This window comes from Paraburkholderia sp. 32 (assembly GCF_050435345.1).
GTDB lineage: Bacteria > Pseudomonadota > Gammaproteobacteria > Burkholderiales > Burkholderiaceae > Paraburkholderia > Paraburkholderia tuberum.
Genome location: NZ_JBNDKD010000003.1, coordinates 1,590,955 through 1,614,645, shown reverse-complemented (window position 1 = coordinate 1,614,645; position 23,691 = coordinate 1,590,955). Strand labels below are relative to the sequence as shown.

The 23,691-nt window shown below is 64.2% G+C and carries 20 protein-coding genes and 1 pseudogene; 11 read left to right on the top strand and 10 right to left on the bottom strand.

All coding sequences use genetic code 11. The features are described 5' to 3' along the window. Positions 1-184 precede the first annotated feature (184 nt). Both clpS and clpA read left to right on the top strand, forming a co-directional pair. Positions 185-499 (top strand): ATP-dependent Clp protease adapter ClpS, encoded by a 315-nt coding sequence (gene clpS / locus OKW26_RS30150; RefSeq protein ID WP_008919570.1) that lies wholly within the window; start codon positions 185-187, stop codon positions 497-499. Next, the gene (clpA, locus tag OKW26_RS30145) at positions 496-2,793 is read left to right on the top strand and encodes an ATP-dependent Clp protease ATP-binding subunit ClpA (protein ID WP_429356050.1); all 2,298 of its coding nucleotides are present in this window, start codon (positions 496-498) and stop codon (positions 2,791-2,793) included. Before clpS ends, clpA begins: the two co-directional genes overlap by 4 nt. Positions 2,794-2,936: 143 nt before the next feature. Here the strand turns inward: clpA and dut are convergent, their stop codons facing one another. The 6 genes from dut to OKW26_RS30115 all read right to left on the bottom strand — a co-directional run bounded on the left by dut (position 2,937) and on the right by OKW26_RS30115 (position 10,397). Further along, positions 2,937-3,383, bottom strand: a complete 447-nt coding sequence (gene dut / locus OKW26_RS30140) for a dUTP diphosphatase (RefSeq protein WP_018421593.1) — start codon at positions 3,381-3,383, stop codon at positions 2,937-2,939. Positions 3,384-3,449: 66 nt separating this feature from the next. Continuing rightward, positions 3,450-4,466: an LLM class flavin-dependent oxidoreductase gene (locus OKW26_RS30135; protein WP_429356049.1), complete on the bottom strand. Its 1,017-nt coding sequence runs from the start codon at positions 4,464-4,466 to the stop codon at positions 3,450-3,452. Positions 4,467-4,547: 81 nt separating this feature from the next. Next, the gene (gene coaBC / locus OKW26_RS30130) at positions 4,548-5,765 is read right to left on the bottom strand and encodes a bifunctional phosphopantothenoylcysteine decarboxylase/phosphopantothenate--cysteine ligase CoaBC (protein ID WP_187613345.1); all 1,218 of its coding nucleotides are present in this window, start codon (positions 5,763-5,765) and stop codon (positions 4,548-4,550) included. Positions 5,766-5,889: 124 nt separating this feature from the next. Continuing rightward, positions 5,890-6,396, bottom strand: a complete 507-nt coding sequence (gene lspA / locus OKW26_RS30125) for a signal peptidase II (RefSeq protein WP_090801573.1) — start codon at positions 6,394-6,396, stop codon at positions 5,890-5,892. Beyond that, the gene (ileS, locus tag OKW26_RS30120; protein ID WP_429356048.1) at positions 6,396-9,233 is read right to left on the bottom strand and encodes an isoleucine--tRNA ligase; all 2,838 of its coding nucleotides are present in this window, start codon (positions 9,231-9,233) and stop codon (positions 6,396-6,398) included. Before ileS ends, lspA begins: the two co-directional genes overlap by 1 nt. A 168-nt stretch (positions 9,234-9,401) precedes the next feature. Further along, complete coding sequence (locus tag OKW26_RS30115) at positions 9,402-10,397, bottom strand: bifunctional riboflavin kinase/FAD synthetase (protein ID WP_187613343.1); 996 nt, start codon at positions 10,395-10,397, stop codon at positions 9,402-9,404. A 138-nt stretch (positions 10,398-10,535) separates the two neighbouring features. Here OKW26_RS30115 and purN point away from each other — a divergent pair, with 138 nt between their 5' ends. The 6 genes and pseudogenes from purN (at position 10,536) to nadC (ending at position 16,834) form a co-directional block, all read left to right on the top strand. Further along, positions 10,536-11,189, top strand: coding sequence for a phosphoribosylglycinamide formyltransferase (gene purN, locus OKW26_RS30110; RefSeq protein ID WP_090801571.1), 654 nt, complete (start codon positions 10,536-10,538; stop codon positions 11,187-11,189). Next, positions 11,186-12,445, top strand: coding sequence for an RsmB/NOP family class I SAM-dependent RNA methyltransferase (locus OKW26_RS30105; RefSeq protein WP_184058175.1), 1,260 nt, complete (start codon positions 11,186-11,188; stop codon positions 12,443-12,445). Before purN ends, OKW26_RS30105 begins: the two co-directional genes overlap by 4 nt. 75 nt (positions 12,446-12,520) lie before the next feature. After that, positions 12,521-13,244, top strand: a pseudogene (locus OKW26_RS30100) (hypothetical protein); the annotation flags it as partial. Positions 13,245-13,444: 200 nt separating this feature from the next. Next, the gene (locus OKW26_RS30095; RefSeq protein ID WP_429356047.1) at positions 13,445-14,641 is read left to right on the top strand and encodes a DesA family fatty acid desaturase; all 1,197 of its coding nucleotides are present in this window, start codon (positions 13,445-13,447) and stop codon (positions 14,639-14,641) included. Between the two features lie 130 nt (positions 14,642-14,771). Further along, entirely contained in the window at positions 14,772-15,911 is a 1,140-nt protein-coding gene (gene nadA / locus OKW26_RS30090) for a quinolinate synthase NadA (RefSeq protein ID WP_429357143.1), read from the top strand. Further along, complete coding sequence (gene nadC, locus OKW26_RS30085; protein ID WP_429356046.1) at positions 15,911-16,834, top strand: carboxylating nicotinate-nucleotide diphosphorylase; 924 nt, start codon at positions 15,911-15,913, stop codon at positions 16,832-16,834. The genes nadA and nadC overlap by 1 nt, the downstream gene beginning before the upstream one ends. 124 nt (positions 16,835-16,958) lie before the next feature. Here nadC and nadB read toward each other — a convergent pair whose 3' ends face one another. The 4 genes from nadB to radC form a co-directional block, all read right to left on the bottom strand. Continuing rightward, positions 16,959-18,557, bottom strand: a complete 1,599-nt coding sequence (gene nadB, locus OKW26_RS30080) for an L-aspartate oxidase (RefSeq protein WP_184058169.1) — start codon at positions 18,555-18,557, stop codon at positions 16,959-16,961. A 226-nt stretch (positions 18,558-18,783) separates the two neighbouring features. After that, positions 18,784-18,951 (bottom strand): 50S ribosomal protein L33, encoded by a 168-nt coding sequence (gene rpmG / locus OKW26_RS30075; RefSeq protein WP_008919555.1) that lies wholly within the window; start codon positions 18,949-18,951, stop codon positions 18,784-18,786. Between the two features lie 10 nt (positions 18,952-18,961). Next, positions 18,962-19,195, bottom strand: coding sequence for a 50S ribosomal protein L28 (gene rpmB / locus OKW26_RS30070; protein ID WP_007180631.1), 234 nt, complete (start codon positions 19,193-19,195; stop codon positions 18,962-18,964). A 210-nt stretch (positions 19,196-19,405) separates the two neighbouring features. Then, positions 19,406-20,317, bottom strand: coding sequence for a RadC family protein (gene radC / locus OKW26_RS30065; protein ID WP_429356045.1), 912 nt, complete (start codon positions 20,315-20,317; stop codon positions 19,406-19,408). 206 nt (positions 20,318-20,523) lie between these two features. On the opposite strand from radC, the gene OKW26_RS30060 reads away from it, so the two are divergent. From OKW26_RS30060 to OKW26_RS30050, 3 genes are all read left to right on the top strand, one after another. Beyond that, positions 20,524-20,979 (top strand): FKBP-type peptidyl-prolyl cis-trans isomerase, encoded by a 456-nt coding sequence (locus OKW26_RS30060; RefSeq protein WP_090801560.1) that lies wholly within the window; start codon positions 20,524-20,526, stop codon positions 20,977-20,979. 2 nt (positions 20,980-20,981) lie between these two features. Then, complete coding sequence (gene ispH / locus OKW26_RS30055) at positions 20,982-21,941, top strand: 4-hydroxy-3-methylbut-2-enyl diphosphate reductase (RefSeq protein WP_018421578.1); 960 nt, start codon at positions 20,982-20,984, stop codon at positions 21,939-21,941. A 543-nt stretch (positions 21,942-22,484) separates the two neighbouring features. After that, the gene (locus OKW26_RS30050; RefSeq protein WP_184058165.1) at positions 22,485-23,687 is read left to right on the top strand and encodes a branched-chain amino acid ABC transporter substrate-binding protein; all 1,203 of its coding nucleotides are present in this window, start codon (positions 22,485-22,487) and stop codon (positions 23,685-23,687) included. Positions 23,688-23,691 lie beyond the last annotated feature (4 nt).

Below are 23,691 nucleotides of genomic sequence, written 5' to 3'. Positions count from 1 at the left end.
CGGTGCAGCACGCGCCGCGCATGACAGGATCGGGGCCGGCACCGCAATCGGCCCGTCGAAAACGCGCAGGCCTGGCCGAACATGACAGCGTCGTGACCGCCGGGTGGCAGCGAACGGGCTCATCGGCCGGGCGGCCGGGTTCTGACAGGATTGCGGGCCTGTCCTAGTTGTTTAGAATGGGTGTATGGCGATTATCCCGGACAAGCAGGACGGCACCGTACTGGAGCGGCAGGAGCAGAAACTCAAGCCGCCATCCATGTACAAGGTGGTGCTGCTGAATGACGACTTCACGCCGATGGAATTTGTCGTGATGATCGTGCAGGAATATTTCAATAAGGATCGTGAAACCGCAACGCAGGTCATGTTGAAGGTGCATCGCGAGGGCAGGGGAGTTTGTGGGGTCTATACGCGGGACATCGCGTCGACCAAAGTCGAGCAAGTCGTTACCCACGCACGGCAGGCCGGGCATCCGCTGCAGTGTGTGATGGAGGAAGCATGATTGCCCAGGAACTGGAAGTCAGCCTGCATATGGCGTTCATGGAAGCGCGCCAGGCAAGGCACGAGTTCATAACGGTCGAGCATCTTTTGCTCGCGCTGTTGGATAACCCGACGGCGGCAGAGGTACTGCGCGCATGCGCGGCCAATATCGAGGATCTGCGCCAGAACCTGCGCAACTTCATTCATGACAACACGCCGACCGTGCCGGGCACGGACGACGTCGACACGCAGCCCACGCTCGGTTTCCAGCGTGTGATCCAGCGCGCGATCATGCATGTGCAGTCCACCTCGAACGGCAAGAAGGAAGTGACCGGCGCGAACGTGCTGGTCGCGATCTTCGGCGAGAAGGACTCGCATGCGGTGTACTACCTGCAGCAGCAGGGCGTCACGCGTCTGGACGTCGTCAATTTCATCTCGCACGGCATCGCCAAGACGAGCAGTTCGGACGCCGCGAAGGCGAGCGATGCGAATGCCGAGTCCGACGAAGCCGCCGCGCAGAAGGAAACGCCGCTCGCCCAGTTCACGCAGAACCTGAACCAGATGGCGAAGGACGGCCGCATCGATCCACTGATCGGACGTGAGTCGGAAGTCGAGCGTGTGGTGCAGGTGCTGTGTCGCCGCCGCAAGAACAATCCGCTGCTGGTCGGCGAGGCCGGTGTCGGCAAGACCGCGATCGCCGAAGGGCTCGCATGGCGCATCACGCGCGGCGAAGTGCCGGACATCCTGGCCGATGCCCAGGTGTATTCGCTCGACATGGGCGCGCTGCTCGCGGGCACCAAGTATCGCGGCGACTTCGAGCAGCGTCTGAAGACGGTGCTGAAGGAACTGAAGGAGCGTCCGCACGCCATTCTCTTCATCGACGAAATCCATACGCTGATCGGCGCGGGCGCCGCGTCGGGCGGCACGCTGGACGCGTCGAACCTGCTGAAACCGGCGCTCTCGTCGGGCACGCTGAAGTGCATCGGCGCAACCACCTTCACCGAATATCGCGGCATCTTCGAAAAGGACGCGGCGCTGTCGCGTCGTTTCCAGAAGATCGACGTGACCGAGCCGACCGTCGAGCAGACGGTCGCGATCCTGCGCGGGCTGAAATCGCGCTTCGAAGAGCACCACGGCGTCAAGTATTCGTCGGGTGCGCTGTCGGCGGCGGCTGAGTTGTCGGCGCGCTTCATCACCGATCGTCATTTGCCGGACAAGGCGATCGACGTGATCGACGAAGCGGGCGCGGCGCAGCGCATTCTGCCGAAATCGAAGCAGAAGAAGACGATCGGCAAGAACGAGATCGAGGAAATCATCTCGAAGATCGCGCGCGTGCCGGCGCAAAGCGTGTCGCAGGACGATCGCAGCAAGCTGCAGACGCTCGACCGCGATCTGAAGAGCGTCGTGTTTGGTCAAGATCCGGCTATCGACGCGCTGTCGGCCGCGATCAAGATGGCGCGCGCGGGCCTCGGCAAGCTCGACAAGCCGATCGGCGCATTCCTGTTCTCGGGTCCGACCGGCGTCGGCAAGACCGAGGTCGCGAAGCAGCTCGCGTTCACGCTCGGCATCGAGCTGATCCGCTTCGACATGTCGGAGTACATGGAGCGTCACGCGGTGAGCCGGCTGATCGGCGCGCCGCCGGGCTACGTCGGTTTCGACCAGGGCGGCCTGCTGACCGAGGCGATCACGAAGAAGCCGCACTGCGTGCTGCTGCTCGACGAAATCGAAAAGGCGCATCCGGACATCTTCAACGTGCTGCTGCAGGTGATGGACCACGGCACGCTGACGGACAACAACGGGCGTAAGGCGGACTTCCGCAACGTCATCATCATCATGACGACGAACGCGGGCGCCGAGGCGATGGGCAAGTCGGTGATCGGCTTCACGAACCGCCGCGAGGCGGGCGACGAGATGGTCGACATCAAGCGCATGTTCACGCCGGAGTTCCGCAACCGTCTGGACGCGACGATCAGCTTCCGTTCGCTCGATGAGGAAATCATCATGCGCGTGGTCGACAAATTCCTGATGCAGCTGGAAGATCAGCTTCACGAGAAGAAGGTCGATGCGCTGTTCACCGATGCGCTGCGCAAGCATCTGGCGAAGCACGGTTTCGATCCGCTGATGGGCGCGCGGCCAATGCAGCGCCTGATCCAGGACACGATCCGTCGCGCGCTCGCCGACGAGCTGCTGTTCGGCAAGCTGATGAACGGCGGCCGCGTGACGGTCGACGTCGATGCCGAGGACAAGGTGCAGTTGACCTTCGACGAGCATCCGGCGCCGCGCAATCCGAATCCGGAGGCGGTGGAAGTCGAGTGATGTCAGTCAGGCCGACGTTGGGTTGAGCTGGCCGGACACCAAAGGCAGAACGGCGCGGGTTTTATCCCGCGCCGTTTTTTTATGCTCTGGTTTTTTCTCACGGCGCTCGCTGAAGGCGCCAGCCGCCGCGTCGCAGCAATCGATCAATGCTTGCCGGTGCTACCAAACCCGCCCGCGCCGCGCACGCTTTCCTCGAAGTCATCGACGATATTGAACCCGGCCTGCACGACGGGCACGATCACCAGTTGAGCGAGGCGTTCCATCGGATTCAGCACGAATGTCGTCTCGCCGCGATTCCACGTCGAGATCATCAGTTGGCCCTGGTAATCGGAATCGATCAGGCCGACCAGATTGCCGAGCACGATCCCATGCTTATGGCCGAGACCCGAGCGCGGCAGAATCAACGCCGCATAACCGGGGTCGCCGACGTGGATCGCGAGTCCGGTCGGCACCAGCGCGGTTTCGCCGGGTTTCAGCGTCAGCGGTTCGTCGAGGCAGGCGCGCAGATCGAGGCCGGCGCTACCGGTCGTCGCGTAAGCGGGGAGCTGTTCGCGCATGCGCTGATCGAGAATCTTCAGGTCGAGTTTCATTCAGGTTCGATAGTTGGGGGTGAGATTGGTGAAGGGGCACGCGGCTGACTGGCAACGCCTTTGCGATCAAGCCGCCTGGTTCGAGCCGAGCTGAAACGCGTCGGCGAGCAGTTCGTAGGAGCGCAAGCGCGCACGATAGCTGCCGGCGACGGTCAGCACCATCAGCTCGTCGGCCTGGAACTGCTGCTGTAAATCCGTGAGCCGTTCGGTCACGCGCTCAGGCGTGCCGATGATGCTGCGCGGCTTTTCGCGGTCGATCACGAGCTGTTCGCGCTCGCCATATTCCTGCGCGATGCCTTGGTCGATCGAGGGTATCGGTTCGTTCAGACCATACGCCATCTGCACGCGACGCAGATCGACGGCTTTTTCGAGGTCCGCGGCTTCCTGCTCGGTATCCGCGCAGATCACGAAGACCGCGGCCGCCAGATACGGCCGCGACGCGTCTTTGCCAGGCTGGAAGCGCTCGCGATACGCCAGCGCGACCTGTTTGCCGAAATGCGCGTTGATGAAATGCGCGAACGAAAAGCGGATGCCGAGCTGCGCCGCGAGCAAACCGCCGAAGTCGCTCGAGCCGAGCATCCACAGCTGCGGGCGCGTATCGATCTGCGGCTGCAGCAGCACGCCCTGCGCGAGATGATCGTCGGGCAGCGCGCCGTGCATGAGGCCGAGCAGCTCGGCGACCTGCTGCGGAAAATGCTCGCCGCGATTGTAAGCGCCGGCGGCGACCGCCTGCGCGGTGCGCATGTCGCCGCCCGGCGCGCGTCCGACGCCGAGATCGACGCGATTCGGAAACAGCGCCTCGAGCATCATGAACTGCTCGGCGACCTTGAACGGGCTGTAGTACGGCAGCATGATGCCGCCCGAGCCGATGCGAATGCGTTTGGTCACGCTGCCGAGGCGCGCCAGCATCACTTCAGGGCAGGGATTCGACACGCCGCGCAGGCCGTGGTGCTCGGCGCACCAGTAGCGCGTGTAGCCGAGGTCGTCGGCGAGTTGCGCGAGTTCGACGGTCGCGGCGATCGCGTCCGCCACCGAATGGCCGGCGATCACCGGTGTTTGATCGAGCACGGAGAGTAGCGTCATGGCAGTAGTGCTCCAGGTGATTCCGGTCGGCTTACCGCGCAAAGATGGCAGGGTCACACGGGCCCACGGCCGCTCGCTCGTTCAGCCAACCGGACTGATGCCGGGCGGCAGACGCTTCGCGATTTCCGCGATCAGCGCGCGCGCCAGCGTCTGCTTGTCGGCGCGTGGCAGCTTCGTCGCGCGGCCTGCTTCGAACAGAATCACTTCGTTGTCGTCGAGCCCGAACGTTTGCGGCCCCAGATTGCCGATCAGCAGCGGCACGTTCTTGCGCGCGCGCTTTTCCTCGCCGTGGACTTCGAGGTTGTCGCTTTCGGCGGCGAAGCCGACCGCGAACGGCGGCTTCGGCAGCCCGGCGACCGCGGCGAGGATGTCTGGATTCTCGACGAATGAAAAGCTCGGCAGCGCGTGCTCGGCGGTCTTCTTGATCTTCTGACCGCTGACGTGGTCGACGCGCCAGTCGGCCACCGCCGCGACGCCGATGAAAATGTCCGCCTCCGCGACCGCGCGCATCACCGCGTCGTGCATCTGCTGCGCGGTCTGCACGTCCTCGCGCAAGACGCCCCACGGCGTGTCCAGCGCGACCGGACCGGCCACCAGATGCACGTCGGCGCCGGCCTGCTGCGCGGCGCGCGCGAGCGCGAAGCCCATCTTGCCGCTCGAACGATTGGTGATGCCGCGCACCGGGTCGAGCGGTTCGAAGGTCGGCCCGGCGGTCAGCAGCACGCGCCGGCCGGACAGGATTTTCGGCGCGAAGAACGACGCGACCGCCTCGTAGGTCGCGGCCGCTTCGAGCATGCGCCCATCGCCGATTTCGCCGCAGGCCTGCGGGCCCGAATCCGGGCCGAGCACCTCGACGCCGTCCGCGCGCAGTTGCGCGACGTTGCGTTGCGTGGCCGGGTTCTGCCACATCTGCCGGTTCATCGCCGGCACGACGAGCAGCGGGCAGTCGCGTGCGATGCACAGTGTCGACAGCAGATCGTCGGCCATGCCGTGCGCGAGCTTGGCGAGGAAGTCGGTCGACGCCGGCGCGATCACGATCACATCGGCTTCGCGCGATAGATCGATGTGCGCCATGTTGTTCGGCACGCGACCGTCCCACTGGCTCGTGAAGACCGGCCGCCCCGACAGCGCCTGCATCGTGACGGGGGTGATGAACTGGGTGGCCGCTTCGGTCATGACGACCTGCACGGTCGCGCCTGCCTTGGTCAGCAGACGCGTGAGTTCGGCGATCTTGTAGCAGGCGATGCCGCCCGTCATGCCGAGGACGAGGTGTTTGCCTGCGAGTTCTGCGGTTGCCAACGAAAGCCTCCGACAAAGCGTGATCGCGCGGCGGCGCGAGGGCGTTGCCCGTCGTCGCCGCGCGCTTCAAACCGGACCTGAGGCACGGCTCGCGCAGCCGCGACCGTGCCTCACGTCGGCGACGTTAGCGTGTGCCGCGTACCCGCCGCAGCTCGTCGATCACGAGCAGGATCGCGCCGATCGTGATCGCGCTGTCGGCGAGATTGAACGCCGGCCAGTGCCAGCCGCCCACGTGGAAATCGAGGAAGTCGATCACGTGGCCGTACGCGAGCCGGTCGATCACATTGCCGAGCGCGCCGCCGAGAATCAGCGCGAGCGCCGTGCAGAACATTTTCTGCCCGCTATGCCGCTTGAGCAGATAGCAGATCACGAGCGCCGCGACCACGCCGAGCGCGGTGAATGCCCAGCGCTGCCAGCCGCCCGCCATCGCGAGGAAGCTGAACGCGGCGCCGCGGTTGAACACGAGAATCAGGTTGAAGAACGGCGTGACCTCGTGCGGCACACCGTAGGCGAACACCTTGCGCACGGCGATTTTCGTCAACTGGTCGAACAGGATGACGATCAGCGCGATGCCGAGCCAGGGTGCGAGCGAACTGCTTCCGGTGCGCGTTTTCGACATGGTTCTCGCCATTATGCCGCGCTCCTCGATTCGCCACTGCCGAACAGGTTGCCGAAGCAGCGGCCGCACAGCGACGGATGCCCGGCGTTCGCGCCGACGTCCGCGCGATAGTGCCAGCAGCGCTCGCACTTCAGGTACTTCGACGCGATCACTTCGACGCCTTCATCGGCTTCGCTGTCGACCTTGACGACGTTCGCCGCCGACGTGATCAGCACGAACTTCAGGTCGTCGCCGAGGCTCGCGAGTGCGTCGTAACGCGCGCCGCTCGCGCGGATTTCGACTTCCGCCTGCAGCGACGAGCCGATCAGGTTCGCGACCCGCGCCTCTTCGAGCGCCTTGGTCACGTCGCCGCGCACCGCGCGCAGCAGCGTCCACTTGTCGAGCAGCGCGCCCGCGTCCGGCACGGCCGGGTACGCGAGGTACGTCTCGGTGAAGATCGTCTCGCTATTGGGCTGGAACACCTTCCACGCTTCTTCCGCGGTGAACGACAGGAACGGCGCCATCACGCGCAGCAGCCCGTGCGCGATGTGGTAGAGCGCGGTCTGCGCCGAGCGGCGGGCGACCGAATCCGCCGCGCTCGTGTAGAGGCGGTCCTTCAGCACGTCGAGGTAGAAGCCGCCCAGGTCTTCCGAGCAGAACGTCTGCAACTTGGCGACGACCGGGTGGAACTCGTACTTCTCGTAGTGCGCGAGGATGTCGTTCTGCAGATTCGCCGACAGCGTCACCGCGTAACGGTCGATTTCGAGCCAGTCTTCGACCGGACGCGCGTGCTGCGCGAAGTCGAAGTCCGACAGGTTCGCGAGCAGGAAGCGCAGCGTATTGCGGATGCGGCGATAGCCTTCCGTCACGCGCTTCAGGATTTCCTCGGAGATCGCGAGCTCGCCCGAGTAGTCGGTCGACGCGATCCACAGACGGATGATTTCCGCGCCGAGGCGGTTTGCGACTTCATGCGGATCGATGCCGTTGCCGAGCGACTTGCTCATCTTGCGGCCTTCGCCGTCGACGGTGAAGCCGTGCGTGAGCAGCGCGTTGTAGGGCGGGCGGCCGTCGAGCATCGACGCGGTCAACAGCGACGAATGGAACCAGCCGCGATGCTGGTCCGAGCCTTCGAGGTACAGGTCGGCCGGAAACTGCAGCTCGTCCTTGTGCGAGCCGCGCAGCACGTGCCAGTGCGTGGTGCCTGAATCGAACCACACGTCGAGCGTGTCGCGGTTCTTTTCGTACAGGTTGGCGTCCTCGCCGATCAGCTCTCGCGGATCGACCGTCTGCCATGCCTCGATGCCTTCCTTCTCGATGCGCTGCGCGACCTGTTCGAGCAACTCCAGCGTGCGCGGATGCAGCTCGCCGGTTTCCTTGTGCACGAAGAAGGCCATCGGCACGCCCCACTGGCGCTGCCGCGACAGCGTCCAGTCCGGGCGGTTCGCGATCATGCTGAAGAGGCGCTGCTTGCCCCACGACGGATAGAACGCCGTGTTCTCGATGCCTTCGAGTGCGGTCTCGCGCAGCGTCCTGTCGCCGTCGTTCGGCTTCACGTCCATGCCGGCGAACCACTGCGAAGTGGCGCGGTAGATGATCGGCGTCTTGTGGCGCCAGCAGTGCATGTAGCTGTGCGTGTACTTCTCGGTGCGCAGCAGCGAGCCGGCGCCTTGCAGCGCCTCGACGATCTGCGGATTGGCAGCCCAGATCGACAGGCCGCCGAACAGCGCGAGCGATTCGATGTAGCGGCCGTCGCCCATCACCGGGTTGATGATGTCCGAGTCGGCCATGCCGTGCGCCTTGCACGACACGAAGTCTTCCACGCCGTACGCCGGCGACGAATGCACGACGCCGGTGCCGGTTTCGGTCGTCACGTAGTCGCCGAGGTAGACCGGCGCGGTGCGCTTGTAGCCCGGATGCGCGGACGCGAGCGGGTGGTTGAAGCGCAGGTTCACGAGCTTTTCGCCCGGCGTCGTCGCGACGACCGTGCCTTCGAGGCCGTACAGCTTCAGGCACGCCTCGACGCGTTCCTCAGCGAGGATCAGCAGGCCGCGCGGCGTGTCGACGAGCGCGTAGACGAGTTCCGGATGCAGGTTCAGCGCCTGGTTGGCGGGGATGGTCCACGGCGTAGTGGTCCAGATCACGATGCCGCCTTCGTTGCGCGGCAGCGCGGCGAGGCCGAACGCCTGCGCGGTCTTCTCTGGTTCGGCGAAGCTGAACAGCACGTCGATGGTCGGATCGGTCTTGTCCTTGTACTCGACTTCCGCTTCGGCGAGCGCCGAGCCGCAGTCGAAACACCAGTTGACCGGCTTCAGGCCGCGGAATACGTAGCCTTTTTCCATGATTTTCGCGAGCGCGCGGATTTCGCCGGCTTCATTCGCGAAGTTCATCGTCTTGTACGGATTGTCCCAGTCGCCCAGTACGCCCAGACGGCGGAAGCCCGCCTTCTGCTTCTCGATCTGCTCGGTCGCGTAGGCGCGCGCCTTCTGCATCACTTCGGCCGCCGGCAGCGACTTGCCGAACTGCTTTTCGATCTGGATTTCGATCGGCATGCCGTGACAGTCCCAGCCCGGCACGTAGACCGCGTCGAAGCCCGCCAGATTGCGCGCCTTGACGATCATGTCCTTCAGGATTTTGTTCACCGCGTGACCGAGGTGGATGTCGCCGTTCGCATACGGCGGGCCGTCGTGCAGGATGAACTTCGTGCGGCCCCTGGAGGCGGCGCGGATCTTGTCGTACACCTTGCGTTCCTGCCAGTCCTTGACCCATTGCGGCTCGCGCTTGGGCAGGTCGCCGCGCATCGGGAACGGTGTGTCGAGCAGGTTGACCGGGTAGCGGGACTGCGGTTTCGAATCAGCTTTCTTGTTGCTCATGATGTGGGTGGCGGTGAATTCGTTTCTATGCGTAGCGGCGCGCGGATTGCGCGCTGCGCGAGGAGCGTGGGACGCGCCCGGCAGGCGGCTCCGCGTGAAGCACGGACGCCCTTCGATGCGCGCGGCGACGGTTCGTGCGGCGCGGCGCGCCGGCCCGAACCGCGGTGGTTATCTAATTCGGTCGGTGGCCGAGGTGGCGAAACCGGTGGAACGGCTGCCCGGCGTGCCGGCGCCGACCGCGGCGAACCATGCGCGGGCATTGGCGACGTCGCGCGCGATCGCGGCGGTCAGCGTTTCGAGATCGACGAACTTCTCCTCGTCGCGCAGCTTCTTCAGAAATTCGACGCGCACGAGTTTGCCATACGCGTCGCCGTGCCAATCGAGCAGGTGCACTTCGAGCAGCACACGGCCGGAATCGTCGACGGTGGGGCGCAGGCCGAGGCTCGCGACGCCCGGCAGCGGTTGCTCGGCGATGCCGTGCACCTGTACGACGAAGATGCCGGCCAGTGCCGGACGCTTGTGCGCGATCGGCAGATTGAGCGTCGGAAAGCCGAGATCGCGGCCGAGCTTCATGCCATGGGTGACGTGGCCGCTGATCAGATAGTCGCGGCCGAGCGCTGCGCGCGCCGAGTCGAGGTCGCCCGCGACCAGCGCCGCGCGCACGCCCGAGCTCGAGATGCGCGCGCCCGTCGGATCGGCGACCGTCGCCATCTGTTCGACTTCGAAACCGTACTGCTTGCCGGCCGTGCGCAGCGACGCGAAATCGCCGGCGCGCTTCGCGCCGTAGCGGAAGTCGTCGCCGATCATGATCCAGCGCGCGTGCAAGCCGTTGACGATGATCCGCTCGACGAACGCATCTGGCGACTGGCTCGCGAACGTGTGATTGAAGTGCTCGACGACGACCCGGTCGACCCCGTTGGTGCGCAGCGCCTCGAGCTTGTCGCGCAGCATCGCGATGCGCGGCGGCGCGCCGGCCGGGTTGAAGAACTCGCGCGGGTGCGGCTCGAAGGTCATCACGCAGACGGGCAGGCCACGCGCGTTCGCGGCCGCGCGCACGTGGGCGAGCAGAGCCTGGTGGCCGCGGTGGACACCGTCGAAGTTGCCGATGGTCAGCGCGCACGGCGCGCGGCTCTCGGCATTGGGAAGGCCGCGGAAGACTCTCACGATAGTGGGTTGCAGGCGTTGCTGCGATTGCAATAGGGGCGCGGGCGGGGTGCCACAAAACAATCGATTATAAACGCTTGGCGCAACAGACGGCTGCGCGGTCGCGGTCCGGCGATTGCCGAATGATAAAATCCGCGCATGAAAAAACTCGTCATCCTGATTTCCGGGCGGGGTAGCAACATGGAAGCCATCGTGCGCGCCTGCGCGAGCGAGGGCTGGCCGGCGCGGGTCGCCGCCGTGATTGCTAACCGTCCCGATGCCGCGGGGCTCGCGTTCGCGGCGTCGCATGGCATCGCCACGGCGGTGGTCGACCACCGCCAGTTTCCGGATCGCGACAGCTTCGACGCGGCACTCGCCGAGCAGATCGACGCCATCGCGCCGGATCTCGTCGTGCTCGCGGGCTTCATGCGCGTGCTGACCGAGCGCTTCGTCGATCACTACGCAGCGCGCATGCTGAACGTGCACCCGTCATTGCTGCCGAGCTTTCCGGGTCTGAAGACCCATCAGCAGGCGCTCGACGCCGGCGTGCGGTTCCACGGCGCGTCGGTGCATTTTGTCACATCAAAGCTGGATCACGGGCCGATCGTCTTGCAGTCGGCGGTGCCTGTCGAGGCGGGCGATACCGCACAGACGCTCGCCGCACGCGTGCTCGCCACCGAGCACATCATTTATCCACGCGCGGTGCGCTGGTTCGTCGAAGGGCGTCTCGCTCTGGACGGCTCGCGCGTCACGCTTACGCCGTCGGAGCCGCAATGGCTCTTTGCCGGTCACACCGCCGGAGAGGGCGCATGAGATTGCATGGTTTCCTGATTGGACAAACTGAAACGCTGCTGGCCGAAGTGCTGCGGCTGAACGGCCCCGCCGACGCCACCACGAGCCGCTTCTTCCGCGCGCATCCGAAGCTCGGGCACGCCGAGCGTGGCGTGATCGCCGAGGCGGTGTTCGCCGTGCTGCGCCGCCGGATGGAGTTCGCGCATCTGGCCGAAAGCGGCACTGGCAGCCCCGCGCGCCGCATGGCGCTGCTGGGCCTGATGCAGACGGCCGGACGCTCGGCGCTCAAGCCGTTCGTCACCGAGGCCGAGGCGACGTGGCTCGAACACGTGGCGAAGATCGACCCGGAAAGCCTGCCGCTGCGGATTCGCCTGAACCTGCCCGACTGGATCAGCCAGGCGCTCAGCTCGCGCTTCGAGGCCGCCGAGCTCGCGCAGCTGGCCGCCGCGCTGAACTACCCGGCGCCGCTCGATCTGCGCGCGAACCCAATCAAGGCGAGCCGCGACGACGTGCTGGGTGCGCTGTCGAAGGCGGGCATCGAGGCGGGCGCGACGCCATTCGCGCCGCTCGGGGTGCGCGTGGTCGGCAAGCCGGCGCTCACCAAGCTCGACGCGTTCCAGCAGGGCTGGCTCGAAGTGCAGGACGAGGGCAGCCAGCTGCTGTGCTCGCTGGTCGCGCCTCGGCGCGGCGAGATGATCGTCGATTTCTGTGCGGGCGCGGGCGGCAAGACGCTGGCGCTCGGCGCGGCAATGCGCTCGACCGGCCGGCTCTACGCGTTCGATATCTCCGAGCGGCGTCTCGCGAAGCTGAAGCCGCGTCTCGCGCGCAGCGGCCTGTCGAACGTGAACCCGGTGCTGATCGACAGCGAACACGACGCGAAGATCAAGCGTCTGGCTGGCAAGATCGACCGCGTGCTCGTCGATGCACCGTGCAGCGGCCTCGGCACGCTGCGCCGCAACCCGGATCTGAAGTGGCGCCAGTCGCCGGAGTCGATCGCCGAGCTGGCGCCGAAGCAGGCGTCGATTCTCACGAGCGCGGCGCGTCTCGTGAAGAAGGGCGGCCGGCTCGTCTATGCTACGTGCTCGATTCTCGAAGCCGAAAACGAGGCGGTCGTGCAGCAGTTCCTCGCCGATCACCCTGATTTCGCGCTGGTGCCGGCGCGCGACGTCCTTGCCGAGCAGCGTATCGAGCTGGAGATGGGCGACTACCTGTCGCTGTGGCCGCACCGCCACGCGACCGACGGCTTTTTCGCCGCCGTGCTCGAGCGCCAGAGCTAGGCAACCGGCTGCAGGCCGGCGCGCGGATTGGCGGATGAATCCGCGCGCGCCGGCCATTCCGGCGACATCGATGCCGGCGCGGCACTGGTGTGGCTCGCGCGGGCGATCGCCGGCCAGTTCATGGACACCGCGCTGCTCGATCTGGCGCTGGTGCCGCTCGCCGGCATTGGGCTGATCTACATCGTGTTCTTCTTCGGCGGGTGTTCAACCGCGAAGGTGGCGAGCATCCGTGGCTGTTTCTCGTCGAGAAGATCGTGTCGGTAGTCGTTTGGATCGGCATGGTACTCACGCTGTTGGGCATTCAGAACGCCGTGATCGCGTGGATGGACAGCGTGAGTTTTGGCGTCGGTAATGCGCATATGACGCTGCTGTCGCTGATCACGGGGCTGTTGTGGGTCGCCGTCACGTTGATCGTCGCGATGTGGCTCGGCTCGTCGGTCGAAGATCGCCTGATGCGCTCGAAGACGCTCGACGCGAATCTGAAGGTCGTGGTCGCGCGCGTCGGCCGAGCAGCCTTCGTGCTGGCGGGGCCGGGACGGCATTAATCTTCGAGTTGGGTTTCCGGATCGAAGATGCGGCGAGCGGCACGCGTGGCGTGCTCTCGACCGTCAACTGCAATATCTGGCGTCTCTTTTCCGAGCACGGCATCACTATTGCGCTCCCGCAACGCGAGGTGCGCATCGTCGGTCAGGCAAGCGGCGCAATGCCGCACCCGGTGGCGACGACTGATCCGGTTTCCGACACCACGTCCGATCCCGCGCTCAGGCCCGCCAACCGTGCCGCCAACGACGGCCGTTAAGCCCCATTTCGCGCCGCGGCAAGGCATGCGCCAGTGCCCAGGCAGTCGCTATCGACTTGATTGCGCACAAAAAATCCCTATTTGTTACAAACACTTGGAACCCTTCAAGTAGAATATCGTCCTATCCCGCTGTATGCTTTCACTTTCATGACACGCGTGCCGCGTGTGCTTCGTATCTCTCGTTCTGCAGGTAACTTACCTTGTTGAATTCTTTGCTCGATTTCCTTGCCCACGGGCTGCTGCGTTTCTCGTGGTGGCAACTCGTCGTGTACACGCTGATCGTGACGCACATCACGATTATCGGTGTGACCGTCTATCTGCATCGCTGCCAGGCGCATCGCGCGCTGGATCTGCACCCGATCGCCAGTCATTTTTTCCGCTTCTGGCTGTGGATGACCACCGGCATGCTGACCGGCCAGTGGGCCGCAATTCACCGCAAGCACCACGCGAAGTGCGAGACCGAAGAGGATCCGCACAGCCCGCAGACGCGCGGCATCTGGAAGGTGCTGCTCGAAGGCGCCGAGCTCTATCGCACCGAAGCGAAAAACGAAGAAACGATGCGCAAGTTCAGTCACGGTACGCCGAACGACTGGATGGAGCGCAACTTCTACACGAAGTACCCGATTCTTGGCGTGAGCCTCATGATGGTGATCAACGTCGCGCTGTTCGGCGTCGTCGGCCTGACCATCTGGGCCGTGCAGATGGTGTGGATCCCTTTCTGGGCCGCGGGCGTGGTCAACGGCCTCGCGCACTTCTGGGGCTATCGCAACTTCAATTCGTCGGATGCGAGCACCAACATTTTCCCGTGGGGCATCATCATCGGTGGCGAAGAGCTGCATAACAATCACCACACGTATGCGACGTCGGCGAAGCTGTCGAACAAGTGGTACGAGTTCGACATTGGCTGGATGTACATCCGCATCATGCAGGCGTTTCGTCTGGCCAAAGTGAAGAAGGTCGCACCGACGCCGCGCCTGACCACCGGCAAGCTCGTGCTCGATCAGGACACGCTGCAGGCCGTGCTCGCGAACCGCTACGAAGTGATGGCGCGTTACGCGAAAGCGATCAAGCGCGCATACCGCCAGGAGCTCGCGCATCTGAAGGAAGTCGGCGCGCGCGAAAAGTATCAGGTGATGCGTGGTGCGCGCAGCTGGTTCCACAAGGAAGAGGCGGGCCTGAACGAGCCGCAGAAGCTCCAGCTGCCGCAGATTTTCGCGAACAGCCAGAAGCTGAAGACCTACATCGACATGCGCAACGAACTGGCGGCAATGTGGGAGCGCTCCAACGCGTCGCGCGAGCAATTGCTGGTGCAATTGCAGGACTGGTGCCATCGCGCAGAGCAGAGCGGTATCAAGGCGCTGCAAGACTTCGCGATGCGACTGCGTCGCTATGCCTGAAATCCATTAAAATTTCAGGACGTCACAAAACCCCGCGTTGGCGGGGTTTTGCGTTTTTGGGCCGTGGAAAAGCATCGCGTGTGTAGCGCGAGCGGCAAGCCGCGGCGGCCAGGTGAGGGCAGAGGACATGATGGAGCAGCAGGCGATCAAGACCGTCGAATTCGATCGGCCTCAGGCGCAGGGCACGACCTGCGGGATCGGGCAGGCGTGGGCGAAGGTGCCCGAGACGCCGTCGGCGGAAGAAAAGCGGGCGCTGAAGGCGCGCATTCGCGAATTACTCAAGCGCGAGAAAGCGGTGCTGGTCGCGCACTATTATGTCGACGCCGAATTGCAGGAACTCGCCGACGAAACCGGCGGTTGCGTGGCCGATTCGCTGGAAATGGCGCGCTTCGGCCGCGATCACGAGGCGCAGACGCTGGTGGTCGCGGGCGTGCGCTTCATGGGCGAGACCGCAAAAATCCTCAGTCCGGACAAGCGCATTCTGATGCCGGATCTGGATGCGACCTGTTCGCTCGACCTCGGTTGTCCGGTCGACGAGTTCTCGGCGTTCTGCGACGCACACCCGGACCGCACGGTGGTCGTGTACGCGAACACGAGCGCGGCCGTGAAGGCGCGCGCGGACTGGATGGTGACGTCGTCGATCGGGTTGGAGATCATCGCCGATCTGCATGCGCGCGGCGAGAAGATCATCTGGGCGCCGGACCGTCATCTCGGCAGCTACATCCAGGGCAAGACCGGCGCGGACATGCTGATGTGGCAGGGCTCGTGCCTCGTGCACGACGAATTCAAGGGCATCGAACTCGATCTGCTGCGCGCCGACTATCCGCACGCGAAGGTGCTCGTGCATCCGGAGTCGCCGGCTAACGTGGTCGCACAGGCGGACGTGGTCGGCTCGACCACGCAGTTGATCGACGCCGCGCAGAAGCTCGATGCGACGCACTTCATCGTCGCGACCGACCTCGGCATCCTGCACAAGATGCAACTCGCCGCGCCCGGCAAAACGCTGATTGCCGCGCCGACGGCCGGCAACAGCGCGACCTGCAAGAGCTGCGCGCATTGCCCGTGGATGGCGATGAACGGACTCGCCAATCTGGCCGATGTGCTCGAGCGCGGCCACAACGAAATCTTCGTCGAGCGTGGGATCGGCGAGCGTGCGCGTCTACCGATCGATCGCATGCTCGATTTCGCGGCGCGTCACAAGAAGCGCGTGCAGGCGAGCGGCGATCTCGCGCGCGACGCGCAACTGTATTCGAATGTGGGGGCAGCGTAATGAAGGTGGTGGAGAGGGCGCCTGAGCAGGTAGTGGAGCGCGAAGGGGCCGACGCAGTGTCGCCGCTTTTCGCGGCGATTCACGCGCAATATGGCGTGGCGTTCGACGCGGCGCTCGCACGCAATGTCGCCGATGCACTCGCCGAAGATATCGGCACCGGCGATCAGACCGGCCGCCTCGTGCCTGCCGATGACGTTCGCGACGCGCGCATCATCGTGCGCGAGGAAGCGGTACTGTGCGGCGTGCCGTGGTTCGACGCGGTGATGCGCGCGGTCGATCCTCGCATCGTAGTTCAATGGCGTTATCGCGAGGGCGACCGCATGAGCGCCGACACGACGGTCTGCGATCTTCGCGGGCCGGTGCGCGCGCTGCTGACCGCCGAGCGCAACGCGATGAATTTCCTGCAGCTGCTGTCGGGCGTGGCGAGCGCGACGCGCCGCTATGTCGACGCGATTGCTCACACGCACGCGCGCGTTCTCGATACGCGCAAGACGCTCCCGGGCTTGCGGCTCGCGCAGAAGTACGCGGTGCGCATCGGCTGCGGTGCGAACCAGCGGCTCGCGCTGTACGACGGCATTCTGATCAAGGAAAACCATATCGCCGCGGCCGGCGGCGTGGGCGCGGCGATGGACGCGGCGCTCGCGTTGAATGCGGGCGTGCCGATCCAGATCGAAGTCGAAACGCTCGAACAACTGGAAACTGCGCTCGCGCATGGCGCGCAGTCGATCCTGCTCGACAACTTCTCGTTCGACATGATGCGCGACGCGGTTCGCATCACGGCCGGGCGCGCGGTGCTCGAAGTGTCCGGCGGCGTGAATTTCGAGACCGTGCGCACGATCGCGGAGACTGGCGTGGACCGCGTGTCGATTGGCGCACTGACCAAAGACGTGCGCGCGACCGACTACTCGATGCGGATCGTTTGAGCGCCGCGCGTTTTAGCGCGACAGTTGACGCTCGTGACGACTTAACAAGGCCATTGCCGGAGCTTACCGGCAATGGCCTTGTCGTTTGTGGCGTCGTTTCAGCGTGTATTTCGGCCCAAGGCTGTCAGGGATTCGGCCTGCGTACATACTTCGGCGTGAGCACCGTCGGTAGCGCCTTGGGTAATGTGGACGGCCAGTCGCGGCTGAAATGCAGGCCGCGGCTTTCGCGCCGCGAGCGCGCGCTGTCCACGATCAGCGACGCCACATCGACCAGATTGCGCAGTTCCAGCAGATCGCGGCTCACCTTGAAGTTCGCGTAGTACTCGTGGATCTCGTCGCGCAGCAACGCGAGCCGATGCTTCGCGCGCTCGAGCCGCTTGTCGGTGCGCACGATACCGACGTAGTTCCACATCAGCCGGCGCAGTTCGTCCCAGTTGTGCGCGACCACGACCTCCTCGTCCGGATCGGACACGCGGCTTTCGTCCCAGGCCGGCAGCGGCGCGTGAACGGCGGCAGCGAAGCCTTCCGCTTCGATCGCCTTGGCGGCGGAGCGGCCGATCACGAGGCATTCGAGCAGCGAATTGCTGGCAAGTCGGTTCGCGCCGTGCAGGCCGGTGCAGGACGTTTCGCCGACCGCGTAGAGACCCGCGAGATCGGTGCGGCCCGCCAGATCGGTGACGACGCCGCCGCACGTGTAATGCGCGGCCGGTACCACTGGAATCGGCTCCTTCGTGATGTCGATGCCGAACTCGAGGCAGCGCGCCAGGATCGTCGGGAAATGCTCGTGCAGGAACGCGGCCGGCTGGTGGCTGATGTCGAGGTACACGCAATCGATGCCGCGTTTCTTGATCTCGAAGTCGATCGCCCGCGCGACGATGTCGCGCGGCGCAAGCTCCGCGCGCTCGTCGTGATTGGGCATGAAGCGCGTGCCATCCGGCAGTTTCAGAATGCCGCCTTCGCCGCGCACTGCTTCCGAAATCAGGAACGACTTCGCGTACGGGTGAAACAGGCACGTCGGGTGGAACTGGATGAATTCCATGTTCGACACGCGGCAGCCGGCGCGCCATGCCATCGCGATGCCGTCGCCGGTCGCGGTGTCGGGGTTGGTCGTGTACAGGTAGACCTTGCCGGCGCCGCCGGTCGCGAGCACCGTATGCGGCGCTTCGATCGTAACGGTGCGGCCGCTTTGCAGATCGAGCGCATACAGACCATGGCAGCGGCGGCCGGGCAGGCCGAGGCGTTCGGACGTGATCAGGTCGATTGCGTGATGGTCTTCGAACAGCGTGATGTTCGGATGCTGGCGCACCTGCTCGCTGAGCGTGGCGACGACCGCATGGCCGGTCGCGTCGGCCGCGTGAATGATCCGGCGATGGCTATGGCCGCCTTCGCGCGTCAAATGAAAGCCCAGTTCGGCGGCCTCGTCTTTCGTGAACGGCACGCCCTGTCCGATCAGCCATTCGATCGCGGCGCGCCCATGCTCGACGATAAAGCGTGTCGCCGCCTCGTCGCACAGGCCGCCGCCTGCGGTCAGCGTATCGCGCACGTGATTCTCGACGCTGTCCGCCGAATCGAGCACCGCGGCGATGCCGCCTTGCGCCCAGTCGCTAGCGCCTTCGGTCAGCGATCGCTTGGCGATCACAGCAACGCGCCGTGTCTGCGCGAGATTGAGCGCGACGCTCAAACCAGCCAGACCGCTACCGACAATCGCCACATCGAATTCCATTGCCCACATCTCCGTCTTTCGTTTTGCGATGACGGCGCGCGAACCGCACGCCGCGAAAACGACAAAGGATACGCGCCGCATCGCCCTGGCGAAAGCTGGCCAAACGGAATAGGGCGATTCGCACGCGCCTTGCGGAGCTATCGCGAGGTCCGCGCAAAAACAAAAAAGCCTCGCACGAATGCGAGGCTTTTCATGTTTTTGCCTTCGTCAGGCTGGAGATCCAAGATTACTTGATCTTGGTTTCCTTGTAGTCAACGTGCTTGCGGATGACCGGATCAAATTTCTTGATCAGCATCTTTTCCGGCATGTTGCGTTTGTTCTTCGTGGTCGTGTAGAAGTGACCCGTGCCTGCGGTCGATTCCAGCTTGATCTTGTCGCGTGCGCCTTTCGCCATGATTTACTCCTTAGGCTTCACCGCGTGCGCGCAAATCTGCGAGCACAGCGTCGATACCGTTCTTGTCGATCAGGCGCAGGCCGGCGTTCGAAACGCGCAGACGCACCCAACGGTTTTCGCTTTCCACCCAGATACGGCGGTTTTGCAGGTTCGGCAGGAACCGGCGCTTGGTCTTGTTGTTCGCGTGGGAAACGTTGTTGCCGCTCATCGGCGCTTTCCCAGTTACTTGGCATACGCGTGCCATGAGAGCACTCCTAATACGCTAATTCTGAGTTCGAACGCCGTGAAAGTTTCCCGAAAAGAGCCGCGCTGAAAGTGTGCGAAGTTGCGCCGAATTTGCATCGAGACACTTCGCTACCACAGCTGCCTGACCTTTGCGGAACGCCTTGATGGCTTCGGAACAGGGGGTTGGAAATAGGCAAACCGGAATTCTAGCAGAAAAAAAGCCGCAAAATCAAACCTTATTTGCGATGCGGGACGCTGCGCCGTACGGCGGCCATTCCGCTTCCCGCGCTCGAGCGGGCTTGCGCGCGAGCCCCGGCCAGCCGGCGCGGGCGAACGAATATACGGTGTCCGCGCCGATCACCAGATGATCGATCAACTGCACATCGACGAGCGCGAGCGCGTCGCGCAGGGTCTGCGTGAGGCGGCAGTCGCTGGCACTCGGCTCGACGGCGCCGGACGGATGATTATGCGCGACGATCAGGCTGGCCGCGTTCGCGGCGAGCGCCCGCCGCACGATCTCGCGCGGATACACGGCCATGCGCGTGAGCGAGCCGCGCGCGCTTTCCTCGCAGCGGATCAGCCGATGCCGGGCGTCGAGAAACAGCGACACGAACACCTCCTGCGGCTGTCCGCCGATCAGAAGGCGCAGATAACTTTCGACCGCTTCGGGCGAATTCATTAGCGGGCGCTTGCGCATCTTGTCGATCAGCGAGCGACGCGCCATTTCCATGATCGCGAGTAATTGAGCTTTTTTCGCGGGGCCGATGCCGCGAATGCCGTCGAAGTCCGCATAAGTCGCGTCGAGCATCGCGCGCAGGGAGCCGAAGCGATCCAGCAGCGCCCGCGCGACACTGAACACGTCGTGACCGGGCAGGCCGGAGCCGAGCACGAGCGCGATCATTTCGGTGTCCGACAGCACGTCGGGGCCCTGCTCGATCAGTCGCTCGCGCGGCATGTCGCGCCGGAGCCATTTACCCCGAAACAGTTGCCGCCGGCGGCGGGCGCTGGAGTCCGCGGCTTCTGACGGGGCCTCGGCCGACCGATTCGCGGCGGCTTTCACGCCGCCTTCGGCGCGTGCCGGCGCCTTCGGTCGCACCGTTGCCGCAGGTTTTTCGTCGATTGTGCTGGCGAAATCAGCCATATATATAGAGTCCTCCGCGTAAGGTTGACGGCGCACGCGGCGCAATGCGCCGCCGGGCCGTGCCGCCCTTGCGCGCGACGGACTCAAGCCGGCGCCCGCTAGGTGGCTTACAATAGGCACTTTGCGCACGGCACGCCGACGGTTTGCCACACGCGTCGACTGCCCCGCGGCGCACGCGTGCAGCGCTTCGACTGAGCGAGCATTGCATGAGCATCATCGATATTTCCGAGGTGAAACCCGGTTCACACGTCACGCTGCATTACCGGCTTTCCCTTGCCGATGGCGCCGAAGTGATCAACACGTTCAACGACAAGCCGGCCACGCTGCTGCTCGGCGCCGGTCAACTGGCGCCGCCGCTGGAAGATATTTTGCTGGGTTTGAAGGTGGGCCGCCATTCGACCTTTCAGCTAGCGCCGGGCCAGGCGTTCGGCCCGCGCAATCCGGATCTGATCCAGCGCGTGTCGCTCGCCACGCTGCGGGAGAACAGCATGATCGGCGAGGATTTTTCCCCGGGTGACCTGGTCGAATTCAACGCGCCGGGCGGCGGGCGCTATGCCGGCGTACTGAAGGAAGTTGGCGAAACGTCGGCCCTATTCGATTTCAATCACCCGCTTGCCGGCCAGGCGCTGGCGTTTGAAGTGAAAATCATCGGGATTCTGTAAACATGAGCATCACGGATACGACTCTTGCCGAAGCGGAGATCCTGCTGGCCCAGCCACGCGGGTTCTGCGCCGGCGTCGACCGGGCGATCGAGATCGTCGAGCGGGCCATCAAGCTGTATGGCTCGCCGATCTACGTGCGTCACGAAATCGTCCATAACGCCTATGTGGTCGAAGACCTGCGCAAGAAGGGAGCGATCTTCATCGAGAACCTGGACGAAGTGCCGGCGGGCAACACGGTGATCTTCAGCGCGCATGGCGTGTCGAAGGCCGTGCGCTCGGAGGCGGAGTCGCGCGGGCTGCGGGTGTACGACGCCACTTGTCCGCTCGTGACCAAGGTGCATATCGAAGTCGCGAAGATGCGCCAGGACGGTTTCGACATCGTGATGATCGGCCACAAGGGCCACCCGGAAGTCGAAGGCACGATGGGCCAGGCGGCCGAGGGCATGCATCTGGTCGAGGACATCGAGGATGTGCAGGCGTTGCAACTCGCCGATCCGGAGCGGATCGCCTTCGTCACGCAAACCACGCTGTCGGTCGACGACGCCGCCGAAATCATCGGCGCGCTGAAGGCCAGGTACCCGTCCATCCGTGAGCCGAAGAAGCAGGACATCTGCTACGCCACGCAGAATCGCCAGGACGCAGTGAAGTTCATGGCGCCGCAGTGCGACGTCGTGATCGTCGTCGGCAGTCCGAACAGCTCGAATTCGAACCGCTTGCGCGAGCTCGCCGAGAAGCTCGGCGTGCCAGCCTATATGGTCGATTCGCCCGATCAGATCGATCCGGTTTGGGTCGAGGGCAAGCGCCGCATTGGCGTGACCGCCGGTGCGTCGGCGCCGGAGGTGCTGGCGCAGGCGGTGATCGCGCGTTTGCGCGAACTGGGTGTGCGCAACGTGCGCGCGCTCGAGGGCATTGAGGAAAACATCGCGTTTCCGCTGCCACGCGGGCTCGGTCTGCCAGCCTGACAATCCGTTAGCTACACTGAAAGGAAAGCGCGCCCGTGGGCGCGCTTTTTTTATGCCCGTGCCCGACGAACCTCTGATTAAATTAAGTGCCACATCGAATGACCGGTCGACTTTCGGGGGTCTCGCGCACAAATTATTTTGAATTGTGATCGGGGCTTTTATCGATTTTGGCGCGATGCGTCCCCGTTTTAAGCTCCCCAAAGCCTTAAGACAGATTGATCATGCACTGAATTGGTGCAATTTACCGAGCGCGCACTAAATGGTCATACCCGACGCAAAGCCCGGCCTATCCGGGATTCGCGCAGATCGCCCGCAACACTTGATGCCAGCGGGTTCGGCGCCGGTGCAACTGGTGCACGAAAACGGATCGCAACCAGGTTGCGCCTTTTAACGGATTTTGCTCTCAAAATCAGGTTGCAATGCAGGAAAACCCCACCGGTTCAACAATATTGCCACCCGCATAATTGGAGTTACAATGCGCGCGTTCTCAAGGCCTTGAGGTCCTGGACAGTGGATTTCGCAAGGCGCAGGAGACCTTACTTGATGCGAGTCAAATTTGCTTACGCCGTGTCCATCGCGGCCACGGTTGCGATGCTGACCGCGTGCGGCAAGAAACAGGATGGCGAAGCGGGAACGGGCGCATCGGCGGCCTCGGCCGCGGCGGTTGCCGCCGCGAGCGAAGCGACTATCGTGAAGATCGGTCATGCGGCTCCGTTGACGGGCGGCATCGCGCACCTGGGCAAGGACAACGAAAATGGGGCGCGCCTCGCGGTCGAAGAAATCAATGCGCAGGGTTTGACGATCGACGGTCGCAAGATCCAGCTGCAACTCGACGCGCAGGACGATGCGGCGGACCCGAAAACCGGCACCGCCGTCGCGCAGAAGCTGGTCGACGATCACGTGGTCGCGGTGATCGGACACCTGAACTCCGGGGTCTCGATTCCGGCGTCGAAGATCTATAGCGACGCGAGCATCGTCGAGATCTCGCCGTCGTCGACGAATCCGGCCTATACGCAGCAAGGGTTCAAGACGACCTATCGGGTGGTCGCGACCGACGCGCAGCAGGGTCCGGCGCTCGCCAATTACGCGACGAAGGCGCTGGGCGCCAAACGCATCGCGGTCGTGGACGATGCGACCGCCTACGGCAAAGGTCTCGCGGACGAGTTCACGAAGACCGCCGAGGCGAGCGGCGCGAAGATCGTCGCGCGGGAGGCGACGAGCGACAAGGCCACGGACTTCCGGGCCATTCTCACGAAGATCAAGAGTGTTCAGCCGGACGCCATCATGTTCGGCGGCATGGACGCGACGGGCGGGCCGTTTACGAAGCAGGCGGCGGCGCTCGGTATCAGGGCAAAAATCCTTGGCGGCGACGGTGTGTGTACCGACAAGGTAGGTGAGCTGGCGGGTACCGCCGTGCAAAACCTGGTCTGTTCGGAAGCAGGACTCGCGCTTTCGAAAATGACCAATGGAGCGGACTTCGAAAAGAAGTACGAGGACCGCTTCCACACGCCGGTGCAGATTTACGCGCCGTTCACGTATGACGCTGTGTACGTGATCGTCGATGCAATGAAGCGCGCTAATTCTATCGAGGCGCCCAAGGTGCTGGCTGCGATGCCTTCGACCGATTACAACGGGGTAATCGGCCACATCGCGTTCGACGACAAGGGTGATTTGAAAGAGGGCGCCATTACGCTTTACGACTTCAAGGACGGCAAGAAAGCAGTGCTCGACGTCGTAAAGATGTGATGAC